The organism is Vibrio sp. YT-16 (genome assembly GCF_033337405.1).
GTDB classification, from domain to species: domain Bacteria; phylum Pseudomonadota; class Gammaproteobacteria; order Enterobacterales; family Vibrionaceae; genus Vibrio; species Vibrio alginolyticus.
This window is the reverse complement of the sequence record NZ_JAWOQQ010000004.1, coordinates 303,715-317,055: the sequence shown is the minus strand read 5'-3', so window position 1 is coordinate 317,055 and position 13,341 is coordinate 303,715. Positions and strand designations below refer to the sequence as shown.

General features: G+C 44.6%; 10 protein-coding genes. 6 read left to right on the top strand and 4 right to left on the bottom strand.

Annotation, left to right across the window (positions count from 1 at the left end; all coding sequences use genetic code 11):
• Nucleotides 1-50 precede the first annotated feature (50 nt).
• A complete protein-coding gene (locus R7F07_RS09815) occupies nucleotides 51-785 on the top strand; it encodes a vancomycin high temperature exclusion protein (protein ID WP_047100722.1) in 735 nt (244 codons plus the stop codon).
• Nucleotides 786-1,004: 219 nt separating this feature from the next.
• On the top strand, nucleotides 1,005-2,375 hold the full coding sequence (locus R7F07_RS09810; protein WP_017634863.1) for an SLC13 family permease: 1,371 nt from the start codon (nucleotides 1,005-1,007) through the stop codon (nucleotides 2,373-2,375).
• Nucleotides 2,376-2,517: 142 nt separating this feature from the next.
• On the opposite strand, the gene R7F07_RS09805 is transcribed toward R7F07_RS09810, so the two are convergent.
• Complete coding sequence (locus tag R7F07_RS09805) at nucleotides 2,518-3,855, bottom strand: GGDEF domain-containing protein (RefSeq protein WP_047100723.1); 1,338 nt, start codon at nucleotides 3,853-3,855, stop codon at nucleotides 2,518-2,520.
• 336 nt (nucleotides 3,856-4,191) lie between these two features.
• On the opposite strand from R7F07_RS09805, the gene R7F07_RS09800 reads away from it, so the two are divergent.
• Nucleotides 4,192-5,016 (top strand): DUF2797 domain-containing protein, encoded by an 825-nt coding sequence (locus R7F07_RS09800; RefSeq protein WP_005377984.1) that lies wholly within the window; start codon nucleotides 4,192-4,194, stop codon nucleotides 5,014-5,016.
• A 90-nt stretch (nucleotides 5,017-5,106) separates the two neighbouring features.
• On the opposite strand, the gene R7F07_RS09795 is transcribed toward R7F07_RS09800, so the two are convergent.
• Nucleotides 5,107-6,342: a cysteine desulfurase-like protein gene (locus R7F07_RS09795; RefSeq protein WP_054576433.1), complete on the bottom strand. Its 1,236-nt coding sequence runs from the start codon at nucleotides 6,340-6,342 to the stop codon at nucleotides 5,107-5,109.
• Entirely contained in the window at nucleotides 6,326-6,982 is a 657-nt protein-coding gene (locus R7F07_RS09790; RefSeq protein ID WP_318110488.1) for a 2OG-Fe dioxygenase family protein, read from the bottom strand. Before R7F07_RS09790 ends, R7F07_RS09795 begins: the two co-directional genes overlap by 17 nt.
• Nucleotides 6,983-7,341: 359 nt before the next feature.
• Between R7F07_RS09790 and trxB the strand changes: the two genes are divergently transcribed.
• From trxB to cydC, 3 genes are all read left to right on the top strand, one after another.
• Entirely contained in the window at nucleotides 7,342-8,301 is a 960-nt protein-coding gene (gene trxB / locus R7F07_RS09785; protein WP_005377991.1) for a thioredoxin-disulfide reductase, read from the top strand.
• Nucleotides 8,302-8,404: 103 nt separating this feature from the next.
• A complete protein-coding gene (gene cydD / locus R7F07_RS09780; protein ID WP_042521981.1) occupies nucleotides 8,405-10,192 on the top strand; it encodes a heme ABC transporter permease/ATP-binding protein CydD in 1,788 nt (595 codons plus the stop codon).
• The gene (gene cydC / locus R7F07_RS09775) at nucleotides 10,185-11,906 is read left to right on the top strand and encodes a heme ABC transporter ATP-binding protein/permease CydC (RefSeq protein WP_171342719.1); all 1,722 of its coding nucleotides are present in this window, start codon (nucleotides 10,185-10,187) and stop codon (nucleotides 11,904-11,906) included. Before cydD ends, cydC begins: the two co-directional genes overlap by 8 nt.
• Before the next feature lie 98 nt (nucleotides 11,907-12,004).
• Here the strand turns inward: cydC and R7F07_RS09770 are convergent, their stop codons facing one another.
• Nucleotides 12,005-13,336, bottom strand: a complete 1,332-nt coding sequence (locus R7F07_RS09770) for a D-serine ammonia-lyase (protein ID WP_171342720.1) — start codon at nucleotides 13,334-13,336, stop codon at nucleotides 12,005-12,007.
• Nucleotides 13,337-13,341 lie beyond the last annotated feature (5 nt).

Below are 13,341 nucleotides of genomic sequence, written 5' to 3'. Positions count from 1 at the left end.
TCTATCAGATATGATGAGAACTACATTTTTAGTTAAGGATATAAAACGTTTTGTTGTTTTCTCGCATAAGATCAAAGTGGAAGCTGAAATTTTCCTGGAAGCGATTTGCTTTGATTTTGTCGATCTCTGCACTTAGTCTGCTTGTTTCTGTTATTGCCATCGACCGATGGGTGGTTTTACAAGCCAAAGAGAGCATTTTCACTGAATACGAGCAAATCCCTCAACATGAGGTTGCCGTAGTTCTTGGTACCAGTAAATACATCGGAAAGATCCTCAACACTTACTACACTCATCGCATTAATGCGGCGATTGAGCTTTACAACCAAGGCAAAGTAAAACAGTTTTTATTGAGTGGTGATAACGCCCACCGTTCATACAACGAACCGTGGACAATGAAACGCGACTTACTTAAAGCAGGCGTGCCTGAAGAAGTGATTCACCTTGATTATGCTGGCTTTCGTACCTTAGATTCGATTGTACGAGCGAAAAAAATTTTTGCTTCGGAGCGATTTCTGATTGTGACTCAGCGCTTTCACTGTGAACGCGCACTGTTCATCGCTAATGCTTACAGCATTGATGCGCAGTGTCTCGCGGTAGCAGGGCCGACGGCCAACAAGCAAAAAACATCGATGCGTGTTCGAGAACTGCTAGCCCGTGTGAAAGCGTTTTTAGACCTGTATATTATCAATACGCAGCCTAAGTTTCTTGGCCCTCAAGAACCTATCGTCGCAGTAAAAGAGCCAAATAAAGCAGCTAACGAGCCTCTTCAAGTCCCCGTCGAATAGAGGAATAACGTGGCTCACAAGCCTAGTAACATTTCTATAAAACAAATGGGTAGTTTTCTACCCATTTCCAATTCTCAACATCACACTTTCTAATTTGCTCTACGATTCAGGCAAAACTCTTTTTCGCATTCAAAGTAACATTTCATCAATAAATAACTACAAGTCAGTTACTTTGCCATAAAAAAACCGACAAAAGGCAATGCAAAAGGAGCACTACCCATGACCGCACTCGCTGTGACATTGAAGAATTGGTTCTTCACTCGCAACAGCATGATTTTGAACGCGAATATCCTATTGTTCATTATCTTGTTTAATACCTTACCCTTTGAGCCACAAGTAGTAACCGGCCTGAGCATCTTAGTTTTTGTTGCTATTTTGTGGCTAACCGAAGCGATTCACGTCAGCATTACTGCGCTGCTCATACCACTACTTGCGGTATTTTTGGGTGTGTTCAACACTCAAGCCGCACTGAATAACTTTTCCAACTCCATCATTTTTCTATTTTTGGGTGGTTTTGCACTAGCTGCGGCTCTACATAAACAAAAGTTAGATCAAGCTATTGCAGATAAAGTACTATTGCTGGCAAGAGGAAAAATGTCTGTCGCTGTATTCATGCTATTTGGTGTGAGTGCTGGCCTGTCAATGTGGATTTCAAACACCGCCACCGCCGCGATGATGTTACCGCTTGTGCTGGGTGTGATGACAAAGCTAGACGCTAAGAAAAACCACAACACCTTTTTGTTTGTTCTACTCGGTATCGCTTACAGTGCTTCAATTGGTGGTATTGCAACACTGGTTGGTAGCCCACCAAACGCAATTGCAGCAGCTGAAGTTGGCCTTAGCTTCACTGAATGGATGAAGTTTGGTGTACCTATTTCCCTAGTATTAATGCCAATCGCTATCCTCGTATTGTACACGATGACTAAGCCTGACCTTAGCCACAAGTTTGACCTTGACCATCAACCAGTCGAATGGACAAACGGCAAAATGATTACGTTGGCGATTTTCTTACTGACCGTGACGTTGTGGATATTCAGTAAGCCTATTAACGCTATGCTGGGTGGCTTCGCGAAGTTCGATACTCTTGTAGCTATTGGCGCCATCCTTCTACTTGGTGCTTCTCGCGCCGTCGAGTGGAAAGATATTGAGAAAACAACCGACTGGGGTGTGTTAATCCTATTTGGTGGTGGTATCTGTCTGAGTAACGTCCTAAAAGCAACCGGAACAAGCGTATTTTTAGCTCATAGCTTGTCAGGCTTCCTTGAGCAAGCCGGTATTCTCTTAACGATTCTTGCAGTGGTTGCTTTTGTTGTCTTCTTAACTGAGTTTGCGAGTAACACCGCCAGTGCTGCGCTACTTGTCCCTGTATTTGCGACCATTGCAGAAGCCTTAGGCATGTCTCCGGTTATTCTCTCTGCACTGATTGCCGTCGCTGCATCTTGTGCATTTATGTTACCTGTTGCAACACCTCCAAACGCGATTGTGTTCGGTACGGGTCATATCAAGCAAAAAGAAATGATGCGAATTGGTTTCGTATTAAACATTGCCTGTATTGCTGCACTAACGCTTTTCGCTTGGTTGTTCTGGTAAAAATAGCAAGTTCGATTAGCACTACACTGCTGCTCACGGTAATCGTATCGATAACCCAAACTTCCCCCCTAAGTGGTGTTCAGCAGTTTCCCTCTTGGTGGCCAGTTGGCCACCTTTTTTCTTTCCTTTTAGTGAACGGCTATCAGGCTTGCTTCTTTTCGCAAGCAAGTAAACCATAATGAGCTTCCACTCGGTTGCGACCATTGCGCTTCGCCTGATACAACACTTCGTCAGCTCTCGCCATGGTTTCTGAGACGCGTTCATTCTGCATTTGGGCAACGCCAATACTGCAAGTTAATGATTCACCGTGCACCCACAAATGATCCTCCACATTTTTGCGAATCATTTCTGCCTTCTCTAACGCTTGTTCAATATTGGTATCAGGGCAAAATACGACAAACTCTTCGCCGCCCCAACGAACGAGTCGATCGTCTGAGTAAATAGAAGTCGCTACCACCATGACAAATTCGCGCAATATGTCATCCCCCATTTGGTGCCCAAATTTGTCGTTCACCTTTTTAAACTTATCCAAGTCCAAATAGAGAATACTGAAGGTGTTATGCCCCCAGCGAACCTGACGAGATTGTTGTTCCAGCCAGTGTTGCACAGCATATCGGTTCATCGCGCCCGTCAAAGCATCTCGATGCGCTAACTCTGCAAACTCATAGTTTTGAGCTCGCAAAGTATTATTCACCTTTTCCAAATGACGGTGACGCTTTTGCGCTTTTTCATAAGCCACTCTATTTTTTCGTAACTCATGCAGAGAAAAAGCCAGTCCAAGCGCCATCCAAGAGATTAATAATGCATACAACAATGTTTCTTGCGCAAGGTAAGCGCCTTCAAACTCAATTTTATCAATCACAATTCTATGTTTACCAAGTGCCGCACCAGACCCAGTTGCAATATCAATACGTGTGATGTTTGAAAATTCAGGTGCAGAGTGTTCAATCGCGACTCCGTTATCTGCTAACCACCAGGTCATCACCTGAAGATTTTTAATCGGAATTTCGACAATATCGCTCGAACCCGACGGAGAAAACTGCATGCCATTATATTTAATGGTGTACTCGTCGTCCGGCTTGGAATACTCAGAATTATAATTGCGAAGATACAAACGTAGGTCGTGGCTAGGGTTAGCCCCTATTCCTGCCTCTTCATATCGCACCTTCAATCGAATCGTATGGTAGTTGGAAAGGTCAATACCCTGTGTTGGCGTTGCTGAATCGGTATAAACCGAGATTCCGCAATAAGGCCAAGCATACGAGCTCTGCTTTAGTTCACAGCTAAGAACTAGGCTTTGCCGATCGTATGTGATATCTGCCTCACTCGCACCTCCTTCACTGACATCTTTAGTTGCATAGATATTGAAATGCTCAGGTGTAATGGTCAGCTTTCGCGTATCGCCAAGCACACTATAAAGGGCAACCAAACTGATAGTGCAAATAGAAAGAGCAAAGATAAAGTTATGGATCCACTTCATGGGCAAGTGACCTGCTGAGATTATATACAATACGTGAGGTTCAATAATTTCAAAAAATGAAATAAAGGTGATTTATCAAGAAATAAAATCACTTTTTCATTCAATTCTTAGTTTCGACACATAGTAACGGATTTTGAACCGTTATCACGTTTTAAAATTTCTAAAAAATGCAGCCCAACTTCTATTTGCGAAGCATTTCACAGCCATAACTTTTAGAAAATAAAACACGATGCATAATAATTTAGTGCAAGACATTTACTTTAAAGCTCCTGTCAACCCTGCATCTCTTCTCCACTTCAGTATATACTGTGCAAAAACACAATAATGAGTAATGTCATGTCATTAATTGCAACTGGCACGCTAAACAAAATGCGTGCTTCTCTGGACGGTGCCGTCAACTACCGTCTTCCTGTCGGTGAGGAAGAGATCGACTTAACTCCGTTTCTGGGTAAAACGCTCACACTGACTCACACTGGCAATATTTTTTGTTGCTCATGTGGAAAGAAAACGAAAAAGAGTTATTCGCAAGGCCACTGTTTTGTATGCATGAAAAAGCTAGCAAGCTGCGACATGTGTATCATGAAGCCAGAGACCTGCCACTACGATCAAGGGACTTGTCGCGAACCACAATGGGGTGAAGAGAATTGCATGGTGGATCACTTTGTCTACCTGTCCAACACATCCAGCTTAAAAGTTGGTATTACTCGTCATACTCAAATCCCGACTCGTTGGATTGACCAAGGCGCGACTCAGGGCTTGCCAATTTTTAAAGTAAAAACTCGCCATATCTCCGGTTTAATTGAAGTTGAACTGGCGAAACATATCGCAGACAAGACCAATTGGCGCACACTGCTAAAAGGTGACGGTGAACCTATGGCATTGCAGGACCGTTTTGCTGAGCTATTGCCTTTAGTCGAAGAGAAAATTGCCGAGATAAAACAGCAATTCGGCGAAGATGCCATTGAAGTATTAAACGAAAGCATTACCGACCTTAGCTACCCGGTACAACAGCACCCAACGAAGATCACTTCGCATAACTTCGATAAAAACCCGGTTGTTACTGGCACTTTGCAAGGCATCAAAGGTCAATACCTCATCTTTGATACCGGCGTTATTAATGTAAGAAAATTCACTTCCTATGAAGTTGAAGTTAGTGAGTAATCGCTTGCAGAACGCGTTGATTCAAATAAAAATGAAAAAAGCTCGAGTTTGACTCGAGCTTTTGTTTTTCTATTAGGAAGAAATCGTTAGTTATGCGTCAAGGATGCTTTCTAGCACATCGAATAACATATCGACTTCTTCTATTGTGTTGTAATGCATACAACCAATTCGCACTACACCACCCGATTCTTCTAAACCAAGTTGACGAACTAAGCCCAACGCATAAAAGTGACCATTCCATACACAAATGTTATGTTCACCCAGTGTTTTCGCGATGAACTCTGGAGAATATCGGTCAAACGTTAGCGCAAAAGTTGGCGTGCGGAGTTGGCTATCTTCCTTTGCGATACCGAATAGATTGACACCATCTAATGCATTCAAACGCTGCAAGAAACGCTCACTCAAGCGCTGCTCATGTTGTTCATACAGTTGGTAGCTTTGCTCCAATCGTTGGCGAAGAGGTAAACCGACTTCACCAAATTGAGCCAGATACTCAACCGCAGAAACGACACCAGCAAGACCTTCAAAACTTTGCGTTCCTGTTTCAAATCGACCAGGGCCTATATTAGTGGCAGGCTCGACTTTGTAAGGGCGAATACTGTGGAGCCACTGATCGGCTATGTAAGCAATACCAACGTGTGGTCCGAAAAACTTGTAAGCTGAGCAAGCTAAAAAGTCACAACCTAACGCTTGAACATCAACCAAATGATGAGGCGCATAATGGACGGCATCCACATAAACTTGTGCCCCAACATTGTGCGCCATGCTGACTACTTGCTGTACATCCACAATAGAGCCCGTCGTGTTCGATGCATAAGTCACAGCGACAAGGCGCGTTTTATCAGAAAGAAGGCGGCTTAAATGCTCCATATCCAGCGTACAATCTTCTTCGTTGATACGAACTTGATGAACCGTAACGCCTTTATCTTCTGCCGCTTGCTGCCAGCTGGATACATTTGAATAGTGATCCAAAGCGGAAACAATGATCTCATCTCCTGCTTGCCAATCTCGACTAATCGCGCGACTAAGCTGAAAGGTTAGTGAGGTCATATTGGCACCGAAGACAATATTGCCAGATGAAGGGGCATTAAGTAGAACCTGAGCCGACTCACGCGCATTTTGCATTACGTCAACGGTCACTTGGCTAGAAAAATAATGCCCGCCTAAGTTAGCGTTGAAACGACCTAAATACCCTACCATGCTGTCTAGTACTGATTGAGGCACTTGTGAGCCACCTGGACCATCAAAAAACGTCACGGGCTTGTCGTTGTGGTATTGAGCCAACGCCGGAAATTGCTCTCTGATCTGATTAAGATTGAAGTTCATTACGCTTATCCGTAGCAGTGAGTACAAATACATCCATATGGCCCGCTTCGTCATCAATAACAGAGCGGATTGGGCACGCGTTATGCCACAGCTTGCTATCAGCCAAGATTGCGACCTCTCCGGTTTCTAGCACTTTACGGAAAAATGGGGCTTGGTTATGGCAGCTGTACAGCATGATGTCGCCACCGATGATGTTATGGCGTCCCACACCAACCATTGCAATGTGATCAAAACCGTCTTGGTGCACACCTTCAGGTGCTACTTGGGTTTCTTCTTCCAGTGCCCTGATACGGATTTGGTGAATTTCTATTTCTTGACCGTTTGGCAGATGATTCGCATTGACAAACAATTCACACATTTCTCGAAAGCCATCGCTGGTAAGAATATCCTTCTCAATTGGCTCGAATTGTCTTACAACATCACCTTGAAATCGGTTGATATCAGAGGATTGAACAAAGCTATTTTTATTTAAGTCGATGACTTTGCCGTTATCAAAACCAACCACAGAATAACGTCGTAGTCGATACTGACCATCTGCATGTTCGGTACGAGGCAGTTCTTCAAACGATGGGGAAAGCTGCTCAATTGCTGCCATGCTGAGCTGTGTTAAATGTAGAGTATTCTCACGTGAATGTAACATCATTTGCTCCTTTAATGAGGCACATTAATTAACATTTAATTTACACACTAGGTTACGCAAATATTCTGCAATTACCAGCTTTTAACGTTGATAGCTTCAACAAAACGACTAAAACAACATAAAAAACCAAATTAAACCACAAAAACAGAGTCATGTTTCAGTTTTACGCTTTGACAATATTTGAAACTAGACTTCTCTACTACGAATAGAATTTTATGCTAGAAGTCAACGTTCTCTATCAATATTTAGTGGGTTCTAATCTATAACCAATTATTCGATCACAATCGTTGTTTATGCTTTTAAAGCACTAAGAATTTCCATACAATCGAGGGAAATGTTACGCCCTTTTTGGAGCCATAATGAGCGACGTAAAACACTGTAAATTATTAATTCTTGGTTCTGGTCCTGCAGGATACACAGCTGCCGTCTACGCAGCGCGTGCAAACTTAAACCCTGTGCTTGTGACGGGAATGCAACAAGGTGGTCAGCTAACCACCACAACTGAAGTTGAAAACTGGCCAGGCGATGCTGAGGGACTGACAGGTCCAGCATTGATGGATCGCATGAAAGAACACGCCGAGCGTTTCGAAACTGAAATCGTATTTGATCACATCAATGAAGTAGAGCTATCACAACGCCCATTTCGTTTAAAAGGCGACTCAGGTGAGTACACTTGTGATGCCTTAATCATATCTACCGGCGCATCAGCAAAATACCTTGGCCTTGAGTCTGAAGAAGCATTTAAAGGTCGCGGCGTTTCTGCTTGTGCAACCTGTGACGGTTTCTTCTACCGTAATCAGAAAGTTGCAGTTGTGGGCGGTGGTAACACGGCTGTTGAAGAAGCGCTATACCTATCTAACATTGCGTCAGAAGTTCACCTGATCCACCGCCGCGATTCATTCCGCGCAGAGAAGATCCTTGTGAAACGTCTGATGGATAAAGTTGAAAGCGGTAATATCGTTCTTCATACCGATCGCACTCTCGATGAAGTACTGGGTGACGATATGGGCGTAACGGGCGTCCGCATTAAAGACGTGAACAGCGGTGCGACAGAAGATATCGATGTAATGGGTGCATTCATCGCAATTGGTCACCAGCCAAACACACAAATCTTTGAAGGCCAAGTAGACATGAAAGATGGCTACATCATCGTTCAATCAGGTCTTGAAGGCAACGCAACACAAACTAGTATCGAAGGTGTATTTGCAGCTGGCGACGTAATGGACCACAACTACCGTCAAGCGATCACCTCTGCAGGTACAGGTTGTATGGCTGCATTAGATGCTGAACGTTTCTTAGACTCACTTGGTGACAAATAACTTTTCACATTTGTGTCATATCCTTAAAGCCCAGCGGTATTCCCGCTGGGTTTTCTTTTGTATACTACCGCCTCATTAAAACAATTATCATTAAGCCTTCACGATGGATAAGAAAAAGCAAAGCAGCTTGAATAAGTGGCTGAAGCAACAAAGTAAGTTAGCCAAGCGCTGGCTTATGATTGCGATAGGCCTAGGCGTACTTTCAAGCGTGTTTTTATTGGCTCAAGCAGCCCTGCTCGCCTCCATTCTGCACCAGTTAATCATTGACCAAGTCGACAAAGCCGAGCTCATTTGGCATTTTGTTGGGCTCGGTGGCACGGTTATCGGTCGAGCTGCTTGTACCTGGGGTCGAGAGCTTGCCGGTTACCGTTGCGGGGAGCAAATTCGAGTTTATATTCGCCAACTCATTTTAGATAAAGTTCATAAGCTTGGGCCAGCTTACATCAAAGGCAAACCTGCTGGCAGTTGGGCAACGCTCATCTTAGAGCAGGTAGAAGATATGCAAGATTTCTTCTCACGCTACTTGCCTCAAATGTCATTATCGGTACTAGTGCCTTTCATCATTTTGGTTGTCGTATTCCCAGTAAACTGGGCAGCAGGCTTGATCTTCCTGGTCACTGCACCACTAGTGCCTATTTTCATGGCACTGGTTGGGATGAAAGCCGCAGAAGCAAACCGTAAAAACTTTAAAGCGATGCAGCGTTTGTCGGGTCACTTTTATGACCGCTTGCAAGCAATGACAACCATTCGCTTATTCGATAGAACAAAATCTGAAACTGAGACGCTAAAGGGTGCTTCAGAAGTCTTTCGTACTCGTACCATGGACGTTCTGAAAATCGCGTTTCTGTCTTCTGCGGTGTTAGAGTTTTTCACTTCCATTTCTATCGCAATTACCGCTGTCTACTTTGGCTTTAGTTATATCGGGGAGCTGGACTTCGGCTACTACGGCACAGGTGTTACGCTCTTTGCTGGTTTGTTCATTCTGATTCTTGCTCCAGAGTTTTATCAGCCATTACGTGATTTGGGCACGTTCTATCATGCGAAACAGCAAGCGGTTGGGGCAGCAGAAAGCATTGTCGAGTTTCTGGATTTGGAAGTCGATCAAATCAAAGATGGTACCCAAGCGTTAGATAAAAACAGCCCTATCCATATTGAAGCGAACCAGTTAACCATTTTTAGTCCGGAAGGTAAGCAGCTCGCAGGTCCCCTATCCTTCTCTCTTGAAGCCAACAAAAGTACGGCTTTAGTTGGACCAAGTGGCGCAGGTAAAACAAGCTTGGTAAACACCATCCTCGGTTTCATGCCTTATCAAGGTAGCTTGAAGATTAATGGTTGTGAATTGTCGCAACTTGATCTAGCCACATGGCGAGAGGCAGTAAGCTGGATTGGTCAAAACCCGATGCTATTACACGGTAGCATTCGAGATAACATCACACTAGGTAAGCACAATGTTCAGGATGCAGACGTACATTCTGTGTTGAATGACTCTCACGCTGCTGAATTTGTTGAAATGCATGGGTTGGATTATCCGATATCTGATCGTTCTGGTGGTTTATCTGTCGGCCAAGCGCAGCGTTTAGCACTGGCTCGCGCCATGCTACAAAATGGTCGTTTTTGGTTATTAGATGAACCAACCGCAAGCTTAGATGCTCGCAGTGAAAAACTCGTGATGGAAGGCATTAACAAGTATGCGCATGCCACAACGAATTTGATGATTACTCACCAACTTGCGCCTTTACAAAACGTATCGCAAATTCTTGTTATGCAGGACGGCCAGATTGTTCAACGTGGTGATTACGCCACACTGTCGACAGAAGATGGCTTATTTAAAGACATGTTGGAAGCGAACCTCGCACAACGTGAAACAGACAAGGGGAACTTAGATGCGTGATTTACTCCCTTATCTAAAACTCTATAAGAAACACTGGTTTGGTCTTTCGCTAGGTATGCTACTGGCATTTCTGACCTTAGCGGCATCTATTGGCTTATTAACGCTATCAGGTTGGTTTATTTCAGCCGCAGCGGTGGCAGGCTTGACGGTTGCTCGTGAGACCTTCAACTACATGTTACCAGGTGCCGGGGTACGCGGCGCTGCAATGGCTCGAACCGCAGGTCGATGGGGAGAACGTGTCGTTAGCCACAATGCAACGTTCAAGCTGCTTACCGATCTACGTATCTTCTTCTTTAAGAAACTTGCACCACTGATTCCGGGTCGTGTTTCTACGATGCGTGATGCCGATCTGCTCAACCGTCTAGTAGCGGACGTAGATGCGATGGATCACGTATACCTTCGACTTATCAGCCCTGTCGTGATTGGTATTTTTGGCATAATGAGTTTAACGGCTGTCCTAGCGTTCTTTGATTGGCATCTCGCCCTACTGCTTGGCTCGATTCTTACCGTCATGTTGTTTGTATGGCCAGTGCTGTTCTATAAACTGGGTAAAAACAATGGCGAGAATCTCACTCATCATAAAGCGCAATTGCGAGTGGCGACACTGGACTGGCTTCAAGGCTACAGCGAACTGAGTATCTTTGGAGCAGAAGAACGTTATCGTAATCTCATTCTAGAGAAGCAGAAGCAGTTGCTGTCTAACCAATTTGTGAACGCGAACTTAACGGGCATGGCTTCAGGCCTGCTTATGCTGGTGAACGGCATTACACTGGTTGTGATGCTTTGGTTTGCTGCAGACGGCGTAGGTGGTCGTGCTCCCGATCCTTGGATTGCGCTGTTTGCGTTTGCAACCATGGCGAGCTTTGAGATTCTGATGCCTATCGCGGGCGCATTCCAGTATCTCGGTCAAACGTTGACCTCTGCTCGTCGTTTAAATGAAGTAATTTTGGCTGAACCTGACGTTGTCTTCCCTGAGCAGTCGAAACATAAAGACACAACGTTAGACATTGAATTCGACAACATAGATTTTACTTACCCTGACGGTCAGCAAAAGGTGCTGAAAGACTTGTCACTCTCACTACCGTTGGGCACTAAAACTGCAATTGTAGGTCAAACAGGTTCAGGTAAATCAACACTGATTCAGCTTCTTTGCCGCTACTGGGATGTTAACCAAGGTGAAGTTCGAATCGGTGGTACAAAACTGCAAGATTGGAGCGAGTCGGACCTGCGATCAGCAATGACTGTGATCAGTCAACGCGTAGATGTACTAAACGGGACACTACGTGACAACTTACTCATGGCCGCTCCGGATGCAAGTGATGAGCAACTGTCTACTATTTTACAAAAAGTCGAGCTTGGCGGACTTCTTGAAGAGCCGGGGTTAGACGCTTGGTTAGGCGACGGCGGTCGTCAGTTATCTGGCGGTGAGAAACGTCGAATCGGCATTGCTCGAGCATTGCTACGTGATGCCCCAATCCTACTCTTAGATGAACCGACTGAAGGCCTCGATAAGCGTACGGAACAAAAAGTGATGGCGCTTTTCAATGAACACTTTGCTAATAAGACAGTAGTATTCATTACACACCGACTGATAGAGTTAGAAAGTATGGATAGCATCTGTTTGATGGAACAAGGTGAGATCATCGAACAAGGCGACCATCCAACGCTACTCGCTCAAAAAGGTCGTTACTACCAGCTATTACAATCTCTATAATTCGATTTTCAGTGACGAGAAGGGCTCATCAAACGATGAGCCCTTTTGTTATTCCTGTATTAATTAGTTACCTAATTAAGCACGTATACAGTGCTGATTTACCGACCAGATTTTTTGAGATAAGCCGCCATTTCATCTTCCGGAACCATGCCCCCACCAGTTGCCCAAACAAGATGTGTTACGTTTTTGAGTTTTTCTTCGTCAAATTTCATTTGAGACTGATAAGCATGGTTATTCGAGACGTGCACTGCCCCAATCATACCGGCTAATGCAGAAGGCTCTAGATTAATACCTTCCAGTTCACTTAACTCACCCAAGTGGTGATACATACGAGCGTCATCAATGGTGTAAAAACCATCAAGTAGCCTTTCCATCGCTCTTCCGACAAATCCCGAGGCACGCCCGACTGCCAAGCCATCAGCGGCGGTGATGTTATCGATACCCAAATCTTGTACCGAAATATCGTCATGCAAGCCTGTATGTACGCCCAACAGCATGCACGGGGAGTGCGTTGGCTCCGCGAAAATACAATGGACATGCTCGCCAAACGCTACCTTCAAGCCAAATGCCACGCCACCAGGCCCGCCGCCAACACCACAAGGAAGATAAACAAACAATGGATGATGCTCATCAACAACGATTCCCAAGTCATCAAATTGCTGCTTAAGACGCTCACCCGCAACAGAGTAACCTAGAAACAGCGTCCGTGAGTTTTCATCATCGATAAAGAAACAGTTGGGATCTTTTTCTGCCTCTTTACGACCTTGCGCGACAGCAATACCATAATCTTCTTGGTGCTCTACGACATTAACACCATGTGACCGGAGCTTATTTTTCTTCCATTCCCGCGCATCCGCAGACATGTGGACTGAAACTGAAAAACCCAGCTTCGCACTCATGATACCGATGGACATACCAAGATTGCCGGTTGAGCCAACTGCAATACTGTACTGCTTAAAAAACTGCCGAAACTCATTGCTGAACAATTTGCTGTAATCATCGCTTTCACAGAGCAAGCCGGCTTCAAACGCCAACTTTTCTGCATGAGTGAGCACTTCATAAATACCACCTCTCGCTTTGATCGAACCAGAAATTGGCAAATGACTGTCTTTTTTGAGCATTAAATGGCCCAATATTGGTGTGTCGTATTGCTGCTCCAAACGCACTTTCATATTGGGAATATCCACCACTGCGGACTCAATAACGCCACGCGACGTTTCCGTTTCGGGAAACGCTTTCATCAAATAGGGCGCAAATCGTGCTAGCCGTTCACTCGCCGCTTGAATATCTTTTTCATCTAACCCGACATGAGGTAAGCCTTCCTCCAAGGAAGTGATATGGGGGTTAAACCAACAAACCTCTTCAAGATCAATAAGTGCTGCCAAGAGTGGGAACTGCTTAGTCAGCGCTTCAATATTTGCCTTGGTCATTTTAC